The organism is Actinopolymorpha alba DSM 45243 (assembly GCF_000373925.1).
GTDB classification, from domain to species: domain Bacteria; phylum Actinomycetota; class Actinomycetes; order Propionibacteriales; family Actinopolymorphaceae; genus Actinopolymorpha; species Actinopolymorpha alba.
Map to the genome: position 1 here is coordinate 1 of NZ_KB892757.1, position 18,056 is coordinate 18,056.

The window sequence follows — 18,056 nt, forward strand, 5'->3', positions numbered from 1 at the left end:
CACTTACCCACCATCGGCCGTGACACCCCGAGCTGGTCGGCGACCTGGCTGTTGTCCAAACCCGACGCGCACGCCAGCACGATCCGCGACCGCAACGCCAACTGCTGCGAGGTCTTCCGGCGGCGAACCCACCCCTGCAACGTCGCCCGCTCCTCATCGGTCAACACCAGCTCAGCCTTCGGCCGTCCACGTTTCCCCATGCGCCAATCATGGCAACAGATCACAGCGCGCCCGACGACAAGAACACCCGAACACGCAAACAATTAGATAACGAATTAAAGGCGCGGGACACTAGTCGGCGTCGTCACCCGCGTAGGTATGCCTACACCGCGCGGCTCGTGGACTGGTGTGGTCTCGTTACCTCCCCCTAAACTCGCCCGCCCCGCACGCGATCTCTCACGGTGACCTCAAAGGGGGAGCGGAGTGAACCGATCGCTGGTATTGGCGACCATCCGCATGTTGCCGGCAGTGAGCCTGCCCCTCACGCTGGTGCTCGGGTTCCTGGCGGTGGCGCAGCCGGTGCTCGGTCTGGCGTTCATGCTGGCGGTGGCGAGGTTCGTCGGGCAGCTTCCCGCGGCCGTGGCGGACGGCGACGGGGCGTGGGCGGTCAGTCTCGCCGTGGTGGCCGCGACCTATGTTGCCCAGCAGGGGCTCACGGCGCTTGCCGAGGTGGTGGAGTGGCGGCTCGGCCAGAAGCTGAACCACCGCCTGGACGACCGCGCGATGGCCCTGTTGCTGGCCCCTCCCGGCATCGGGCATCTGGAGGACGCCCGCATCCGCGACCTCGCGGCGGGCGTCGCCGACGGTCTGGGTACCGGCTGGTGGCGCCCGGCGAAGGTGCCCGCGGCGGTGCGGAGCCTGACGGCGGGAATCCTGGGCCTTGGCCTGGCCTTTGCCGCCGCGATCTGGCTGCAGTGGTGGTTGGGTGTGCTGCTGGCGGTGAGTGCCGGCTGGGCTCTGTACGCCGTTGTGCGGCACAGCCTCGTCATGATCCTCGGGCTCGTCGAGGCCAGCGGCGACGCGGAGTTCCGCCGGATGGAGTACGAACGCGATGCCGCGGTTTCGGCGGGCAGCGCGAAGGAGGTCCGCCTCTTCGGGTTCGCGCCGTGGGTGCTCGACCGCTGGCAGGAACGCCTGATGCGGGTGCTGGCCCTGGATCTGCGCAACATCGCCCGGCTCGACCCGCCGCTCGTCGCCTCGGTGGTGGCGTTCGCGGCCGTCGTGGGCGGCGGCTTCGCCTGGCTTGCGTACCAAACTGGTTCAGGCGGCGCGATCGGCCTGGCGGGGGCGACGGTGATCGCGCAGGCGCTCCTCGCTCCGTTGGCGCAGTTCGGGCCCGGTGGTCAGGCGGTCATCAACCTGGCGCTGACCACCCGACCCGTGAAGGCCCTGCTGGACTTGGAAACGACCCTGGAAGGGCGGCCCGACACCGAGCCGGCGACGGCGGCTGGAAAGCCGGTGCCGTCGTCTGACGGCTCCCTGTCGATGATCCGGCTGGAGAACGTCAGCTTCCGTTACCCGGGTTCTGACAAGGACGTGTTGCGGGGGCTCGACCTGGACATCCCCGATGGTTCGTCGCTTGCCATCGTCGGACTGAACGGCGCCGGAAAGACCACGCTGGTGAAGCTGCTGTGTGGGTTCTACGCCCCGACCGGTGGTCGGATCACGGTCGACGGAGTTGACCTGGCGACGCTTGACCAGAACGGCTGGCAGCGAAAGGTCGCGGCGATCTTCCAGGACTTCGCCCGCTTTCCGGTGAGTGCGTACGACAACATCGGCTTCGGTAGCCTGGGTGCGTCGCAGGAGAGCATCGAAGTGGCGGGCCGTCGGGCAGGTGTCAACGAGTTCTTGACGAAGCTGCCGGCCGGCTGGGACACCCTGCTCAGCAGGGAGTTCAGCGAAGGCACCGACCTGTCCGGTGGTGAGTGGCAACGCGTCGCGCTCGGTCGGGCATTGCTCGCCGGAACGTCCGGAGCGGGCCTGCTGATCCTCGACGAACCCGCCGCCAACCTCGACGTCCGCGCCGAGGCCGAGCTGAACTCCCTTCTCCTGCACGGCTTTCGAGATTCCGGCAACTCCGGCGACCTAACCGCCGATCCGCTCGACCAGATAACCACGATCGTGATCTCGCATCGGTTCTCGACCGTCCGGCAGGCAGACCGGATCTGCGTACTCGCGGACGGGCAGGTGGTCGAGTCCGGCAGCCACGAGCAACTCCTCGCCTCCGAGGGCCAGTACGCGCGGATGTTCACGTTGCAGGCGGAGAGGTTCGCGGTATGACGACGTCGACGAAGAGCCCGACCAAGAAGCGTCCCCTCACCCTGCGCGCGTTCTGGCTGATGGTGTCGCTGTCCTTCCGGGCCGATCCGCTCGGCTCGGTGTTGTTGTGCGTGGCGATGCCGACCTACTTCCTCGCGCCGGCCGCTGGTGCGGTCGCGACGAAGCTCCTGGTCGACGCCGCCGGTGAGGGACGTACGACCGCAGCGGTGTGGGCCGGGGTGTTCGCCGGGCTGGCGGCGCTGGCGGCAACGGCCTCGCTCAAGCTCGAGGTCTACCTCAGCTACACCCTGGAGAAGAAGGTCAACGCTCTGGTGGAGCGGCGGCTGGCCGAGATGTTGGTACGCCTGCCCGGCATCGAACACTACGAGCGGTCAGACTACCTCGATGAGGTCCAGCAACTCCGCGAGCAGTCCGGCAACCTCGGCGCTGGGCTGCTCGCGGCCCTCAACATGCTTGCCCACATCTGCCAGGTCGTCGTGGTGTGCGCGTTGCTGGCCGCACAGACACCGTTGCTGCTGCTCCTGCCGCTGTTCGCGCTTCCGTCGTTCGTGGCTGCCGGCATCTCCAACCGCCTGACCCGGCGTGCCTCCGAAGCGACCGCGGAATCCGAACGCCTGGTGCACCGCTTCGTGGGGATGGTCGGTGACCTGCCGGTGGCGCGGGAGGCGCGGTTGTTCGGGCTCGGCACGGAGTTGCGGGAACGCCGGCGACAGCAGGCGGCGAGGATCGACCGAGTGCGCGGCCGGGCGCTGGTCCGCTCCACGATGCTCGGCTGGACGGGCAACCTGATCTTCGCGGTGGGCTACTTCGGCGCGGTCCTGCTGGTCCTCCGCCGGGCACTGCGCGGCGAGCTCACCGCCGGCGACGTCGCCTTGACGGTGGTACTGGCGGGGCAGGCGCAGGGCTTCTTCGCCGGTTTGGTTGGCGCCGCGAAGTTCCTCGCCGGCATCTCCACGGTCGCGATCCGGATGGACTGGTTGACGGCGTACGAAAAGGCACAGCGACCCAGCGGCGCGGCCAGGCCGGCCCCCGCGCGGCTGTCCCGTGGTATCCGGCTTGAGGGCCTGTCGTTCCGCTATCCCGGCACCCAGCCGATGGTGCTCGACGACGTGTCCATCGACCTGCCGGCCGGCTCGGTGGTGGCCCTCGTGGGGGAGAACGGCGCCGGCAAGACGTCGCTTGTCAAGCTGCTCTTGCGCTACTACGAACCCACGTCCGGACGGATCCTGGCCGATGACGCCGACCTGGCTGACATCGACCTCCAGCAGTGGCGGCAGGGCAGCAGTGCGGCGTTCCAGGACTTCCTGAAATTGGAGTTTCGGGCCGGAGAATCCATCGGGCTCGGCGAGTCCCGCGACCTCGACGACGACGGCGCCGTACGCGCAGCGGCCAAACGAGGTGGCGCGGTCGAGGTCGTCGAGAGCCTTCCGAGCGGCCTCGAGACCCAGCTCGGCGCCGGTTGGGAGGGCGGCGTCGACCTGTCCGGCGGGCAGTGGCAACGCCTCGCACTTGCCAGGGCGCGGATGCGGGAACGCCCGCTGCTGCTGGTCCTGGACGAGCCCACCGCCGCGCTGGACGCACAGGCGGAGTACGAACTCTTCGAGGGATTCGCGGCGGCCGCTCGTGAGACCGGCCAGAACGGCGGGATCACCCTGCTCGTGACCCACCGCTTCTCGACCGTACGCATGGCCGATCTCATCCTCGTCCTCGACGGCGGCCAGATCCGAGAGGCCGGCACGCACGAGGAGCTGATCGCGCGGGGAGGCACGTACGCCGAACTCTTCGAGCTACAAGCCGCGGCCTACCGCTGACTCATCGCAGGGCGTTGACCGCGCGGGCGATGACGAGCAGGACCACCAGGAAGGACACCGCTGCCTGGGACATCATCGTGAGCTTCGCCCACCGCGACAGCGGCATGACATCGGTCGGGCTGAACGCCGTGGAGTTGGTGAAGGCCAGGTAGAGGTAGTCGATGAAGCGCGGCTCCCAGTCATGGTGGGTCAGGTGCGGCATTCCCATCTGGGGGAAGAGGAAGTCCGGATGGGCTCGCCGCGCGTTCGCCCGGGCAGCGGGCCCGCCACTGTCGAGTTCCCAGTACCACAGCGCGAACACGATCACGTTCGTCAGCCAGATGGCGCCGCCGTTGATGATGAGCCCGACCGCGCTCGGCGCGCCGTGACCGGTCACGATGCTCCAGGCCAGGAGACCGGCCGACCAGGCGGTCGCGAGGCTCGCCGCCGCGACGAGCGCGAGACCAAGTGCGCGAAGCCGGGAGGACTCGCGGTTGATCCGGCCGGGGTTGGCGATCGCGAGGACACCGACCAGGGCGAGTTCGACGGCCGGCAACACCCACCGCGGGTGCAGCGCGAGATGGGCGGGGACCGAGAGCTGCAGAGCGACGGCCACCAGGACGGCGAAAGCGGCCGGATAGCGGTGCTCGCCACCCGTCGGCCGCCGCCACGCTGGCAGCGGCCGGCCGCCGCCGTCGTTGCCGTGGTCCCGTCGGGGCGGCTCCTGGCGCCCCTCGGCGGCGGCATCGTCGTCCGTCATGCGTCCATTGTGGGCGCCCAGGCCAGGTCCGTTCTCCAGGCCCGGGAACACCCGACCTCGCCTGGTGGTTGGAGGCTGCGTCCGTTCACAACCGCGTGGAAGGGAGGCGGGAATGAGCATGGATCCGCGCGTCGCGGACCGTTTCCGGCTGGCGGAGGAGTATCTGGCTGACAAGGCGCCCTTGGCGGCGTTGGAGACGCTGGCACCCGTCCGCGACGAGTTGCCGGACGTGGTCGCCGTACACCTGTTGCTGGGCCGCGCGTACTTCGCGTCGGCTCAACTTCGCCGCGCGCAGGGCGCGTTCGAGCGGGTCCTCGAGTTGGACCCGAGCGACGACTACGCGAGGTTCGTCCTGGGTCGTACATTCGAGCGGATGAGCCAGTACGCACCCGCGCTGGCGCAGTACCGCCTGGCGGTGGCGATGGCGCCCCGACCGGAGTACCAGCAGCGCCTTGAGTCGCTGACCGCGAGGATGTCTCGGCCGGACGTCCCCACGCCCTGACCCAGGTGGAGTCGGGGCGACTCAGGTGGCGTCGGGGCCCGGCTGTTCTCATTGCCGGGCCCCGGGACCGGCCGGCGGGTCCGAGTCCGGCCAACTGTGTGGATTTCGGGCGCAGCCCTCTTGACGCTCGCCAGGCCGCCGATGTCACCGTGCGTAGCGAAAACACGCATTTCCGAAGTTGATAAATGGGGTTACCGCCTCGTACAGTTTCGACACCACGGAATCCCACGGTCAGGATGAACGCCATGGTTGATGACGACTGCCGCAGTCGGGGACGGCCCGAGGTCGGGCCGACGATCCAGGTTCGGATCCCGAGCGACCAGCTCGAGATCATCGACGATTACGCCGAAGTGCAGGACATCAGCCGCGCCGAAGCCATCCGCCGCCTGCTCACGGCAGGGTTGAAGACCACGGCGACCTGGCACACGCGTTGGGTGCGCTCCCAACTCGGTGGGCCGCAGGCGGTCTGATCCGTCTCAGTCCGTCGTCACCACCTGGCCGTCCTTGAGAAACGGCTCGAACGCCGCCCACGGCTTGCTGCCGTCCCGCGTCACGATGACCTCGGGGGAGTACTGCGCGAGATACACCCGGCGCAGTTTGTCGGTGAGATTCGGCCCGCTGCGGTGGATCATCACCGACGAGAACACCGCGATGGAGCCGGCGGGCACGATGACGGGCACACCCGGGTCCGAGCCGAAATAGCAAACCTCGTCGTGGCCCTCGTCGCTGTGGATGTGTTTGACGTAGCTGCGGATACCTGAGCGGGAGTACGGCAGAAGATAGACCGAGCCGTTCTCCTCGCTGACGTCATCCAGGGCGATCCAGCAGGTGACGTACGGCGGGTGATTCTCGTGAACGTATCCAGAATCCTGGTGCCAGGCGAACTTCGTGTCCGGGTCACCGGCCTTGATGACGTACTGCTCGACAAACAGATACGCCTCCGGCCCGATTGTCGCGCGGCAGATTTCGGCCATCAGGTCGCTGAAGAGAAAGGTCCGGAGTTCGGGCCTGTCCTTGTGGACCCATGCGCTGAAATAGCGTTTGCCGCGGAGGTTGATGCCGATCCGGTCGACGCCTTCGGCGTCCATGGCGGCGTCGAGTTTCTTCACGGCATAGTCCGCGAGTCGTCTGAGCAGGGCGAGCTGCTCCTCTGGCAGGACGCGTTCGAGGATGAAGTATCCCTCTTCGGTGTACTGCTTTCGCATCTCGGGCGTGATGAGGTCCGCCAGTCCGGTGGGTGTCGTCATGGCCTTGACGGTACGAAGCGGCGGCGCGGAACGACCATGGTCGAGATGGCGGGTCCATGTATGTTCTGCGCACATGGGCTTCACGTTCACGGGCACCAGCGGCGCCCGGACGCGGCTCGGTTGGATTTCCTTCGCCGGCGAGGTCGTGGACGAGCCACCCCGGGTGTCGTCGCCGTACCGCACGATGGACGACTGGGTCCTGTCGTACGTCAGCGCGGGAAACGGCAGCTACCGGCACGCTGACGGCCACACCTGCGCCGTCGCCCCAGGGACCGTGATCCTCATCCCGCCGCGGGTCCGGCATTGGTACGGCACGCCGGGTGGGCGGCCCTGGACCGAGACCTTCGTTGTTTTCAACGGCCCGTTGTTCGATCTGCTCCTGCCACGGTCGGGGTCGGCTCGCCGGGAGGGGAGTCGCCGGGACGGTCCGCGGACGCCGCGCCCGGAGCCTTCGGTCGAGGCGTTGCGCGCGATCGTGCGGACGTCGACCGCGGGTGTCGTCGATGCCGAACACCGCCTCCTGGCGCTCGCCGGCTGGTTGCTCGAGGCCGCGCGGGACAACGACGGCTCAGGGGAGCCCTCCACCGCCATCGCCACCGCGGCGCGGATACTGGCCGACGACACCGCGGTCGAGCTCGACATGAACGACGTGGCAGCTTCGGTCGGCCTGTCGTACGCGACCTTCCGGCGCCGCTTCGCCGCCGAGATCGGCCGGCCGCCGGCAGCCCACCGCAACGAGGCACGCCTCGCGGCGGCCGCGAGCATGCTGAAACTCACCGACATGACCCTCCGGGAGATCGCGCGGCGCTTCGGCTTCAGCGACGAGTTCCACCTGTCGCGGCGGTTCAAGGCGCGCTATGGCGTCGCGCCGAGTGAGTACCGCCGGCTCGGATGAGAGGTCGCGCGACCTCTGAAGGGCTGCCGGGTCACCGCAGGGCCGCCGTGCCGGCCGGACACTGGCCGATGCCTGACGTCTCCCGGCGGTGCGGCTTGCCGGATGGGGACAGCGGGAGCCGTATCCGCCGTTGTTCGGCAATGCTGCATACGTATGCCAAACGTATGCCAGGTCACCTTCGCCTCAGAAGGAGTTGTGTGATGGACCCGTCGTGTCTTCAGCACCGCCTCACCGACCAGGAACGCGCGACGTTCGACGAGCAGGGCCTGCTCTATGTCGAGAACGCCTTGTCGCCTGAGCATCTGGAGGAACTCACCGCCGCCACCGACGAGCTGCACAAACGCGAACTCGCCGCTGGTCAGGCACCCGACAAGGCGATGTTCTATCCGAACTTCATTCCTCAACACCAGGCGTTCACCGATCTCGTCGACTATCCGCGGATCCTGCCCAAGGTGTGGGGAATTCTCGGCTGGAACATCTCCCTCTATCACGGACATCTGATCGTCACACCGTCGTCGGGTCAGGAGCGTTCTGACGCGACCTTCGGCTGGCACCAGGATTCGGGGCGGGTCAATTTCGACATCGACTCCAGCCCGCGTCCGCGGCTGTCGATCAAGGTCGCCTACTTCCTCTCCGACACGAGCAAGGAGGGTCGCGGCAACTTCTGGGTCGTTCCGGGAAGCCACCTCCAGGACAGGATCGAGGTGCCGGGCGGCCACGGGCAGCCGGCGAACGCCGTTCCGGTCCTCGCCAAGCCTGGAACGGCCGTCCTCTTCGACCGTCGGCTCTGGCACGCCGCGAGCCCGAACTGGTCGGACGTGACTCGTAAGGTGCTTTTCTACGGCTACGGCTACCGCTGGATCCGTACGAAGGACGACATGACCGTGCGGGATCTGTGGGCGAGCAGCGAACCGATCCGCCGGCAGTTGCTCGGGCACGGCGTCAACGCCAACGGCCACTACTCGCCCTCGGATGACGACGTACCCTTGCGCGCCTGGCTTCGCGAGCACAGCCCTGACGAGGGTGCCTGACGCCGGCGACCGCAGGCCTTAGGTCCTTCTGGATCCTGGCTGATGGACTCTGCTGAAGCGGAGCACACTGGGCAAATGTGGAGGTTCGAAGGACCTGTCCGGGTGCGTGCGGGTGTGGGACGCGCCCGGTGAGAAGCGTGAGGCGGCTGTGATGAGCGACGCGAAAGCCGCTCCCGAGGTGGCGATCGGGATCGACATCGGGGGTTCGGGCATCAAGGGCGCACCGGTGGCCCTGAACGCCGGTACCTTCGCCGCCACGAGAGTCCGGCTGCTCACGCCGACTCCTGCGACCCCCGATGCGGTGGCGGAGGTCGTCGCGCAGGTGTGGGAGCAAGTCGGTGTTGACGGCCCGCTCGGTGTGACGATTCCCGGTGTCGTACGCGATGGTGTGGTGGAGACCGCGGCGAACATCGATCGGGGATGGATCGGTGTGAACGCGGTCGACCTCTTCACCAAGGCGACGGGACGCGCCGTTGGCGTGGTGAACGATGCCGACGCGGCCGGGATCGCGGAGATGAAGTACGGCGCCGGTCGGGACCGGGCCGGCGTCGTCGTGATGCTCACCCTGGGAACTGGTATCGGCAGCGCGGTGTTCGTGGATGGCACGCTGGTGCCCAACACGGAATTGGGCCATCTGCCGCTCCATCACATGGACGCCGAAGAATGGGCCGCGGAATCTGTGAGGGAACGCGAGAACCTGTCGTGGAAACATTATGCGCATCGGCTCCAGAGCTATCTTGAACTCGTCGAGCGATTGCTGTGGCCGCAGCTGATCGTCATCGGCGGGGGTGTCAGCAAGAAATCCGAGAAGTTCCTGCCACATCTGACGCTCCGGACCGAAGTCGTTCCCGCGCAGTTGCACAACGATGCGGGCATTGTTGGAGCCGCGCTGCTCGCGCCGTGAGGGTCCGGCCGAGTGGAAAAGGCGGGTGGCGCGCACACGTAGCCGAGGATGGTGAAGGGTTTCCGTCAAATGGCGACCCAAACCCGGCGATGTCAGGCTCGCCGACCGCCGCTCAGCCAGCTGCCCGGCGCGACGGGTTTTTGAACAGGCCCCCGGTACGTCGGTGGCCGATCTCGCATGGTGAGCGACACTCGAACCCGACCAAGGATCGTGAAGGATTCTGGTCATATATCGACGAAAATCCTTCACGATCATGGCCCGCCACCTCGGCGAAGTTGATCAACGGTCCGGGTTCTGGCGGCTCGCCGCTGCCAAGTCAGAGGCCACGAGTTTTGAATAGGCCTCTGAAGGCACAGCCTCATGTCTCACTTCACCGGAGGCGGGACGAGGACAGAATCGACCCGAGATGGGCCGCAACCATGACCCAGGTGACTGTGGCGATGGCGGCAACGGTGAACCGGGTGGGATCGCCGCTCCCGATAACAGCGTCGACGACAGCGGCTGCCAGCAGCGCCAGGGACGCCTCGATGCCGTTCGTGAGGCGATGAATCTTGAGGGCTGACGCAAGCCGCCTGGCAGCGGCGATGCCGCGCGAGCGCGGTCTGGTCGCCTCATCGTCAGCGAGCGGCATCCCGTGGCGGGCGCGGGCCACATCGACGAGGTCGGTCGACGCCTTCAGCAGCACGACTCCCAGAGCTGCCGCCAGGCCGACCGAGATCCATCCGCCCGACGCGCCCTGAGCCGCCCGAAGACCCGCGCCCACCATGAGCGCCGCATCGGCAAGATATGCGCCGAGCCGATCCACATAGATTCCGGTCGCGCTGTACCGGCGCTTCCACCGTGCGACCTCACCGTCCACGCAGTCGAAGAGCAGGAAGAGTTGGAACAACACTGCCGCCAGGATGGCCCCCGGCAGGCCAGGGATCAGCAGGGCGGCACCGGCGCCCACACCGCAGACGACCATGGTCCAGGTCAGGGTGTTCGGTGAGACGGGAGTACGTACGAGCTGCCGGGTGGCGTGCAGGGAGAGGCGGCGCATGTACAGGCGACCCGCCCAGTGCTCACCGTTGCGGCTTCGCAGCTTCGCGCGCGGTTGGCAGACCGCACGCACCTCGGCCAATGAAGGTGCAGCGACCATGCCGAATCAGCGCCCGCGCAGCGCGCGGTAGCGCTCGACCAGGGCGGCGGTGGAGGTGTCGAGCCCGGTGGTGTCGGACGGCCCGGTCAGCCGGGGTTCGAGCCGCTTGGCCAGGACCTTGCCGAGTTCGACCCCCCACTGGTCGAAGGAGTCGATGTTCCAGATCGCGCCCTGGACGAAGACCTTGTGTTCGTAGAGCGCGACCAGTTGGCCGAGCACGGACGGACTGAGCTCGCTGGCGAGGATCGTCGTGGTGGGACGGTTGCCGCGGAACGTACGGTGGGGCACCTGCTCCGCGGGCACCCCCTCGGCGGCGACCTCCTCCGCTGTCTTGCCGAACGCGAGCGCCTGCCCCTGGGCGAAGAGGTTCGCGATCAGAAGATCATGCTGGTCAGCGAGTTCACGGAGTTCGGCGACCGGTCGCGCGAAGCCGATCAGGTCGGCCGGGATGAGCTTGGTGCCCTGGTGAATCAGCTGGTAGTAGGCGTGCTGCCCGTTGGTGCCTGGCGTGCCCCACACCACCGGTCCGGTCTGCCAGTCGACCGGGTGTCCCTCGCGGTCGACCGACTTGCCGTCGGACTCCATGTCCAGCTGCTGGAGGTAGGCCGTGAAGCGCCCGAGGTAGTGGCTGTAGGGGAGCACCGCGTGCGTCTGCGCGTCGTGGAAGTTGTTGTACCAAACGCCGAGCAGCCCCAGCAGCATCGGCGCGTTCCTCTCCGGCGGCGCGCTCTTGAAGTGCTCGTCGACCAGCCGGAATCCGGCCAGCATCTCGCGGAAGCCCTCTGGGCCAAGGGCGATCATCAACGAGAGACCGATGGCTGAGTCGTACGAATACCGGCCGCCCACCCAGTCCCAGAACTCGAACATGTTCGCGGTGTCGATACCGAACGCCGCCACCTCCGCGGCGTTCGTGGAAACCGCGACGAAGTGCTTGGCCACCGCCGCCTCGTCACCAAGACCCGCTACCAGCCAGCGCCGGGCCGAGGTCGCGTTCGTGATGGTCTCGATGGTGGTGAAGGTCTTGGACGAAACGATGAACAGTGTTTCGGCCGGGTCGAGGTCGCGGACCGCCTCGTGGAGGTCGGCGCCGTCGACGTTGGAGACGAAGCGGACCGTGAGCGACCGCTCGGTGAACGCCCGGAGCGCGTCGTACGCCATCGCCGGCCCGAGGTCGGAGCCCCCGATCCCGATGTTGACGACGGTCCTGATCGGCCGCCCCGTGTATCCGGTCCACGCGCCCGACCGCACCTGCGCGGCGAAGGCGGCCATCCGGTCGAGGACGGAGTGCACCTCGGGTACGACGTTCTCCCCGTCCACCTCGATCTGCGCGTCTCGCGGGGCGCGGAGCGCGGTGTGCAGGACGGCCCGGCCCTCGGTGACGTTGATCTTGTCGCCGCGGAACATCGCGTCCCGCAGGTCGGAGACGTCGCGGGCGGCGGCCAGGTCCTGGAGGAGCCGCAGGGTCTCGTCCGTGACCAGGTTCTTGGAGAAGTCGATGTAGAGGTCGCCCACCTGGACGGAGTACCGCTCGGCGCGCCCGGGATCGGTGGCGAACAAGTCGCGCAGGTGTACGTCACCGAGCCGCGTCCGGTGCTCCCTCAATGCACCCCACTGTGGCAGGTGGTCGAGTCGGGCGCGGTCAGGTCGCGGGGTCTCAGACATCAGATCGCTCCTGGTCGTCGGTCGGTCGAGGAGTCCTCCGACCGCAACGGCGATCGGCGCGGCCAGCTTCCACTGCCATCTTGTCTGAAGCCTGGCACGACGGTGGACGGAGGTTGGTCTGAACTACTGCACCGGCGTGGCGCTGACCGCGCGGAGATAGGCGGAGGCGGACTCGCGGGTCCGGATCTCGGCCGGGAGCACGATGTGTTGGACGTCGCGGTACGGGTCGTCACTGCCGATGCGTTCGGCCAGCAGCCGCATCGCGCGGACGCCCATGTCGAGGGAGGGGAGGGCCGCCGCGACCGCGGTGAGGGGGATGATGTCGTACGGCCCAGCGTCGTCCATGCCGGCCAGATCGACCTGCCCGGGGATGTCGACGCCAAGCTCGAGCAGTGCGTTCGCGGCGGCGGCGAGCACGTAGCCGTTGGAGCAGAGGAACACTGTCGGCGGCTCAGTGGCGCCGAGCAGGCGGGACAGAACTGCCCGGCGGGTGGCCGCGGGTTGGTCCCGGAACGACCGGAGCACGGTCAGCTCGGGCAGCACCGGAAGGTCATGCTCGCGGAGGGCGTGTTTGTGGCCGGTGAGCCGGTCACGGACGCTCGTGCACTGAGTCTCGCTCCAGAGCGTGCCGATGCTGCGATGGCCACGATCGATCAGTTCCTTGGTCAGCTGGTAGCCGACCGTGAAGTTGTCGACGATGACGGCGTCGGTGGCGAGGTCGGTGCGGTAGCGGTCCGCCAGAACGACGGGTACGCGGCGACGGCGGAGGTCCTCGAGAAGATCGCCGTTGGCGTGGCCCTCGACGGGATAGAGCACGACGCCGGTCGCGTTCGTCGCGATCGCCTGCTGGAGGGCGCGTTCCTCCCGCTCCGGGGAGCCGTCGGAGTCGGACAGGAACATCCGGTAGCCGAGTTCGGCGCACACGGATTCCACACCCTTGACCAGCCGCGACACGTGCGGGCCCTGCAGGCCGTGGACCACGCAGGCGATACTGCGATCGTCGCTGCCCGGACCGCCCGAACTCGCGGGCCGCGGCGTCGGCTCCGCGACGAAGGTGCCCTTGCCGCGCCGGCGAACCAAGGCGCCCTCAGCCACCAGGTCGTTGAGGGCGCGGACGGCGGTCGTAGTGCTGACGCCGTACCTCTCGCACACCTCGCGCTGGGTGATGAACGGCGTGCCGGCGATGTAGTCGCCGCGGGCGATCGTCGCGCGGATCTCGCGCTTGATCTGCTCGTAGATCGGCTCGAGTGGTCCGGTATCGCTCACCAGGTCATCCCCGCGACGTCGGCCAACACTCCTGCTCCTCCCCGCAAATTAACGCGTCAAATAGCAATCGTCGCAATGACCGTAACACAGCCATCTGGCTGTGTTACGACAGATCGCTTGACACGTTAATACGGCATTACTAGCGTGCGGCGTGCGCGCAACCCGGCACTCACATCGCGATTCGCAGGCCGTCCCCGTCCTCCCGAATTTCCCAGCGACCTGTCACCGAACGCAGGCAACGAAGGTCCGGAGAGGTGAGATGCGCAGAGTTCGAAGAGTTCTCGGCTTAGTCGTGGCCGCCGCCCTCGCTGTGGCGGCGGGAGTGGCCGCCGCGCCGTTCACACCAGCCGGGGCGGCTGGCAAGGAACAGGTGATCGGCGGCTTCGAGTCAGATTCTGAAGGCTGGACCCTGGGGCTTGGAAACGAGTTTCCAGGAGCCCAGGGCGACTTCCGCCGCGACACCTCAGACGCCAAGGAGGGAACGAGTTCCGGCCTGCTGAGCGGAAACTTCAGCAATGGCGGCAACTACGTCGAGACCGCCCGTGCCCTTGATATCGATGCGAACGCCCTACGGCTGTGGGCTCGGTCGGCGGACCTCAGTGGTGTCGCGCTCCGCATGACTGACAGCACCGGCCAGGTGCACCAGCAACTGCTGCCCCTCGCGGCAGGTGGCGCCTGGCAGGAGTTGACGGTGAGCCGTTTCGACGGTGGCCAGGGCTATTTCCATTTCGGTGGTGCGAATGACGGTGTCTGGCACGGGCCGGCGAAACGGGTGGCGTTCCTGCTCGACAGGGGCCGCCTCCTGGGCGGGAAGTCCAGCGGTGCGGTCCGTTTCGACGATGTCGCGGTGACCGTGCTCCCGCCCGACCTCGCCCTCGGTCAGGTCAAGTCGGGCAACGTGTTCGTGGGGTCGGAGCCAACGGCGTTCACGGTGACGACCGCGGGCGACGCCGTGTCGTGGGAGGCGTACGACTTCTCCGGCGCCCGCGTCGCCGGCGACCGGAAAGCCCTCGACGCGGAGGAGTTCACCTTGGCGGTCCCGGTGGAGAAGGCCGGCTACTACCGCCTCGTGGTGACCGCCGAGAAGGCGGGGGCGGTGCTCGCGACCCGGGAGACGACGTTCGCGCGACTAACGGCATTCGACAGCGCGGCGGTCGCGGACTCGCCGTTCGGGATGGCCGCCCACGTCACTGGAACGCCGAACCTCGACACCATCTCGCTGATGGCGAAGGCGGGTGTCAAGAACCTCCGCGAGGACGCTTTCTGGAACTCGATCGAACAGACCAAGGGCGTGTACGGCTTCAACCGTTACGACCCGTTGCAGTCGAAGCTGACCGCGAACTCCATGCGCTGGCTGCCGATCTCGGCGTACACCAACCCCCACTACGACAACGACGCGACGCCGTACACCGACGAGGGTCGAGCCGGGTTCGGCGCGTACTCCGCCGCCACCACCGCGCATTACGGAGACGAGGTCAAATGGATCGAGGTCTACAACGAGTTCAACATCGGTTTCGGTGACCGCGGTGACGGCCCGGCCGACAGCCGGCCCGACTATTACTACCCGCTGCTGAAGGCGACCTACGAGCAGGTCAAGGCCGCGACCCCGGACGTCGCGGTCGTGGGCGCGGCCACCGCCGGCGTGCCCCTGGACTGGCTGGAGGAGGTCTTCAAGCTCGGCGGGCTTCGCTACATGGACGCGATCTCGGTCCATCCGTACGTCTATCCGTCCGTGCCTGAGCAGGCGGCGAAGAGCCTGGCCGACCTCAAGGAGCTGATCAAGAAGTACAACGGCGGCAAGCTCAAGCCGATCTGGATCAGCGAACAAGGGTGGCCGACCCACCAGGCTGGCAATGGCGTGAGTGAGGCGACCCAGGCGGCCTACATCGTTCGCAGCCACGTGGTGGCGTTCTCGGAGGGCGTCGAGAAGTTCTTCTGGTACGACTTCATGAACGACGGCCTGGATCCGGCATACAACGAACACAACTTCGGAGTCATACGCAACACCAGTGACGCCAAGGGCAAGTGGACACCGAAGCCGGCGTACGTCTCGTACGCGGCGATGACCCGCCAGCTCACCGGCGCGACGTACACCCGCCAGGAGCAGATCGCCGACGGCATCTCCAGCCACGTCTTCACCAAGGACCGCAAGGAGACCCGCGTCCTGTGGTCGACCACACCGACCGTGGTGACCGTCACGACTGACGAGCCGGTCACCGTGACCGACCTGACCGGTGCGAGCACGACGTACCACCCGCAGGCCGGGCGGGTGTACCTCTCGCTCTCCGGCGACCCGATCTACCTTGCCGGCAACGGCCTGCGCCTGGGCGTCGACGGCAAGCTGTCCTTGACAGCCGACGAGGGCGGGCAGGCGATCCTGGGCGACCCGGTCGCCATGACCCTCACCGTCGACAACACCAAGCCCCCGCGGGCGCCGATCCAGGGCACGTTCGAGATCGCGGGCGCCTCGGTCCCGGTCTCCGTGGCGGCTGGTGCCAAGAAGGCGATCCCGGTGAGCGCGCCGGCGCGATCGGCCACCGGCCGGCACGACCTGGTGGGTCAACTCCTCAACGGCGGAAAGCCGTCAGCTCGGTTGGGCTCCCGGGTCGAGGTGTCACATCCCCTCGCGGTGACGGCGAAGCACGTGCTGAAGGGCGGCGAGGACGTCCTCGCCGTCTCCGTGACCAACCGTGCGGCGCAGGACGTCCCGGTCGGCGACCTCACCTGGAAGGCGGGCAGCAAGCAGGGAACGGTCGACCTGCCCTCGCCAATGCCGGCACGTACGACGAAGGCGGTGGACATCCCGCTCTCCGGCCTGGCCGCGGGCACGACGCACCAAACGCAGCTTCGGCTGCCAGTGCCCGACTTCGGCGACGTGGTGGTCAACGGCAAGGTCGCGATGCTCCCGCACGACCAGATCCGCGCCCTGCCGAAGAAGACCATCACTGTGGACGGCTCGCTGGATGACCTGACCGGCGTTCCGGCGCTCGATATCGCTGCCGACGGGAAGGTGGAGATGCCCGGATACGCCGGTGCGGATGACCTGAGCGGCTCGGTGTGGTGGACCTGGGACGACGACCACCTCTACCTGTCGGCCCGCGTCCACGACGACACGCAGGCGCAGCCGGCGACGGGGGAGCGGATCTGGTCAGGGGACAGCATTCAGTTCTCGGTCGGGTCCGGGCTGCCGGGGGAAACCGTTAGTTGGTACGAGTACGGCGTCGCTCTCACCTCCGCCGGGCCACAGGTTCACCGCTGGTTGACCGCTGAGGGAGCCGTCGGCCCGGTCACCGACGTGGCGGTGAAGGTGACCCGCGACGAGGCGGCGAAGGACACGATCTACGAGCTCGCCCTGCCGTGGCGACAGCTCACACCGTTCGTCCCACAGGATCGGCTGATGAGCCTGTCGTTCCTGGTCAACGACAACGACGGCGCGGGACGCAAGGGCTGGATCGAGTGGGGATCCGGCATCGGCGGCGCGAAGGACGCGTCGCTGTTCAAACCGACCCAGCTGGTGGACTGACACAGGAGTAAAGGTGCCGGAGGTCTTCTCGGCGGCTTGCCTGAGCCGTCGAGGAGCCTCCGGCACTCGTGTGCGGGGTACGCTCGCGCGAGGTGGCCCACCGAGCCGGCGGTGGGGGTGGCCGGAACCACACAGGGGACGGGAGTGGGTTTGTTGATTCCGAACGTTGTTCACCTGATCTTCGGTCTGGCGCCCGACTTCGGTGGCAAGCCGTTCTCGCTGGTCCACCATCTCGCCATCGAGTCGATCAGGCGGACCAACAACCCCAGCGCCATCAACCTCTACTGCAGGTACGAACCAACGGGGGAGTGGTGGGAGCGGAGCCGACCGCACGTCCGGCTCCATCACCTTGATCCGCCCACGGCGGTCGGCGGCCGCGAGATCAGGCACTACGCCCACCAGGCTGATCTCGCCCGGCTGGAGATTCTGTACCAGGAGGGCGGTATCTACCTCGATCTCGACGTTATCTGCGTACGCCCGTTCACCCCGCTGCTGTCTGAGAGTTGCGTGCTGGGCCTGGAGCTTGGGCGTCGGGTCGAGGGCTTGTGCAACGCCGTCATCCTCGCCGAGCCGCGAGCCAGGTTCATCGGTGAATGGCTGCGCGGCTTCGACCCGGAAACCTCGCTGTGGCAGGGATTCAGGTCAACGGGATTCGATGACCACTGGACGGAGTACTCCGTGCAGTACCCCTGGCTGCTGGCGAGGACGTACCCAGAACACGTCCGGGTCCAGGGACATCGCAGCTTCTTCTGGCCGAACTGGACCGACGAGGGTCTGGCCAGGCTCTTCGAGCGACCCGAGTCGGACTATCCCGGTGCGTACTGCCACCACCTGTGGGAGAACCTCGCCTGGGAGCCCTACCTGCGGACGCTCACGGTTCGCGACGTGCGGGAGGGCACGAGCTACTTCTGCCAACTCGTGCGGCGCTACCTTCCACCCGAGTCGTGACCTGGCGCGGCGTACCTGCCGGGCTGGTTCTGTTCGATGCCCGCCCGGCCAATGGAGGCCGAACCAGCGTTGGTCCTTGCATTCGGCCATCCGCCGAGACACGATGATGA

Annotated in this window: 14 protein-coding genes and 1 pseudogene; 9 read left to right on the forward strand and 6 right to left on the reverse strand. The window is 67.6% G+C overall.

Annotated elements, in window-relative coordinates; translation table 11 throughout:
- Window positions 1-200 (reverse strand): annotated as a pseudogene (locus tag B141_RS48685) (IS630 family transposase); the annotation flags it as partial.
- Window positions 201-468: 268 nt separating this feature from the next.
- Between B141_RS48685 and B141_RS41275 the strand changes: the two are divergent.
- Both B141_RS41275 and B141_RS0117650 read left to right on the forward strand, forming a co-directional pair.
- A complete protein-coding gene (locus B141_RS41275) occupies window positions 469-2,280 on the forward strand; it encodes an ABC transporter ATP-binding protein (protein ID WP_157181085.1) in 1,812 nt (603 codons plus the stop codon).
- A complete protein-coding gene (locus B141_RS0117650; protein WP_020576506.1) occupies window positions 2,277-4,091 on the forward strand; it encodes an ABC transporter ATP-binding protein in 1,815 nt (604 codons plus the stop codon). The genes B141_RS41275 and B141_RS0117650 overlap by 4 nt, the downstream gene beginning before the upstream one ends.
- A 1-nt stretch (window position 4,092) precedes the next feature.
- Here B141_RS0117650 and B141_RS0117655 read toward each other — a convergent pair whose 3' ends face one another.
- Entirely contained in the window at window positions 4,093-4,830 is a 738-nt protein-coding gene (locus B141_RS0117655) for a DUF1345 domain-containing protein (protein ID WP_020576507.1), read from the reverse strand.
- Window positions 4,831-4,942: 112 nt separating this feature from the next.
- Between B141_RS0117655 and B141_RS0117660 the strand changes: the two genes are divergently transcribed.
- A complete protein-coding gene (locus B141_RS0117660; protein ID WP_020576508.1) occupies window positions 4,943-5,332 on the forward strand; it encodes a tetratricopeptide repeat protein in 390 nt (129 codons plus the stop codon).
- Between the two features lie 245 nt (window positions 5,333-5,577).
- On the forward strand, window positions 5,578-5,802 hold the full coding sequence (locus B141_RS41280) for a ribbon-helix-helix protein, CopG family (RefSeq protein ID WP_020576509.1): 225 nt from the start codon (window positions 5,578-5,580) through the stop codon (window positions 5,800-5,802).
- A gap of 6 nt (window positions 5,803-5,808) precedes the next feature.
- On the opposite strand, the gene B141_RS0117670 is transcribed toward B141_RS41280, so the two are convergent.
- Entirely contained in the window at window positions 5,809-6,579 is a 771-nt protein-coding gene (locus B141_RS0117670) for a phytanoyl-CoA dioxygenase family protein (RefSeq protein ID WP_040421679.1), read from the reverse strand.
- 73 nt (window positions 6,580-6,652) lie between these two features.
- On the opposite strand from B141_RS0117670, the gene B141_RS49380 reads away from it, so the two are divergent.
- The 3 genes from B141_RS49380 to ppgK all read left to right on the forward strand — a co-directional run bounded on the left by B141_RS49380 (window position 6,653) and on the right by ppgK (window position 9,409).
- Entirely contained in the window at window positions 6,653-7,474 is an 822-nt protein-coding gene (locus B141_RS49380) for a helix-turn-helix transcriptional regulator (RefSeq protein WP_020576511.1), read from the forward strand.
- Between the two features lie 200 nt (window positions 7,475-7,674).
- Window positions 7,675-8,505, forward strand: a complete 831-nt coding sequence (locus B141_RS0117680; protein ID WP_020576512.1) for a phytanoyl-CoA dioxygenase family protein — start codon at window positions 7,675-7,677, stop codon at window positions 8,503-8,505.
- 151 nt (window positions 8,506-8,656) lie between these two features.
- On the forward strand, window positions 8,657-9,409 hold the full coding sequence (ppgK, locus tag B141_RS0117685) for a polyphosphate--glucose phosphotransferase (protein ID WP_040421681.1): 753 nt from the start codon (window positions 8,657-8,659) through the stop codon (window positions 9,407-9,409).
- 370 nt (window positions 9,410-9,779) lie between these two features.
- Here the strand turns inward: ppgK and B141_RS0117690 are convergent, their stop codons facing one another.
- The 3 genes from B141_RS0117690 to B141_RS0117700 form a co-directional block, all read right to left on the reverse strand.
- A complete protein-coding gene (locus B141_RS0117690) occupies window positions 9,780-10,547 on the reverse strand; it encodes a CDP-alcohol phosphatidyltransferase family protein (protein WP_020576514.1) in 768 nt (255 codons plus the stop codon).
- A gap of 6 nt (window positions 10,548-10,553) precedes the next feature.
- Window positions 10,554-12,209 (reverse strand): glucose-6-phosphate isomerase, encoded by a 1,656-nt coding sequence (pgi, locus tag B141_RS0117695; protein ID WP_020576515.1) that lies wholly within the window; start codon window positions 12,207-12,209, stop codon window positions 10,554-10,556.
- Window positions 12,210-12,332: 123 nt separating this feature from the next.
- Window positions 12,333-13,475: a LacI family DNA-binding transcriptional regulator gene (locus B141_RS0117700; RefSeq protein WP_020576516.1), complete on the reverse strand. Its 1,143-nt coding sequence runs from the start codon at window positions 13,473-13,475 to the stop codon at window positions 12,333-12,335.
- A gap of 259 nt (window positions 13,476-13,734) precedes the next feature.
- Here B141_RS0117700 and B141_RS41290 point away from each other — a divergent pair, with 259 nt between their 5' ends.
- Window positions 13,735-16,998, forward strand: coding sequence for a sugar-binding protein (locus B141_RS41290; RefSeq protein WP_157181087.1), 3,264 nt, complete (start codon window positions 13,735-13,737; stop codon window positions 16,996-16,998).
- Between the two features lie 153 nt (window positions 16,999-17,151).
- Window positions 17,152-17,946 carry a glycosyltransferase family 32 protein gene (locus tag B141_RS41295; protein WP_169512940.1) on the forward strand — a complete coding sequence of 265 codons (795 nt, stop codon included), beginning with the start codon at window positions 17,152-17,154 and terminating at the stop codon, window positions 17,944-17,946.
- The last annotated feature ends 110 nt before the right edge of the window (window positions 17,947-18,056 follow it).

Excerpts from the sequence above, each read along its gene's own strand:
- ppgK (WP_040421681.1), top strand. The coding sequence starts at position 8,657 with ATGAGCGACGCGAAAGCCGCTCCCGAGGTGGCGATCGGGATCGACATC.
- B141_RS0117690 (WP_020576514.1), bottom strand. The coding sequence starts at position 10,547 with ATGGTCGCTGCACCTTCATTGGCCGAGGTGCGTGCGGTCTGCCAACCG.
- B141_RS41290 (WP_157181087.1), top strand. The coding sequence starts at position 13,735 with ATGCGCAGAGTTCGAAGAGTTCTCGGCTTAGTCGTGGCCGCCGCCCTC.
- B141_RS0117655 (WP_020576507.1), bottom strand. The coding sequence starts at position 4,830 with ATGACGGACGACGATGCCGCCGCCGAGGGGCGCCAGGAGCCGCCCCGA.
- B141_RS0117680 (WP_020576512.1), top strand. The coding sequence starts at position 7,675 with ATGGACCCGTCGTGTCTTCAGCACCGCCTCACCGACCAGGAACGCGCG.
- B141_RS0117650 (WP_020576506.1), top strand. The coding sequence starts at position 2,277 with ATGACGACGTCGACGAAGAGCCCGACCAAGAAGCGTCCCCTCACCCTG.
- pgi (WP_020576515.1), bottom strand. The coding sequence starts at position 12,209 with ATGTCTGAGACCCCGCGACCTGACCGCGCCCGACTCGACCACCTGCCA.
- B141_RS0117660 (WP_020576508.1), top strand. The coding sequence starts at position 4,943 with ATGAGCATGGATCCGCGCGTCGCGGACCGTTTCCGGCTGGCGGAGGAG.
- B141_RS41280 (WP_020576509.1), top strand. The coding sequence starts at position 5,578 with ATGGTTGATGACGACTGCCGCAGTCGGGGACGGCCCGAGGTCGGGCCG.
- B141_RS49380 (WP_020576511.1), top strand. The coding sequence starts at position 6,653 with ATGGGCTTCACGTTCACGGGCACCAGCGGCGCCCGGACGCGGCTCGGT.
- B141_RS0117670 (WP_040421679.1), bottom strand. The coding sequence starts at position 6,579 with ATGACGACACCCACCGGACTGGCGGACCTCATCACGCCCGAGATGCGA.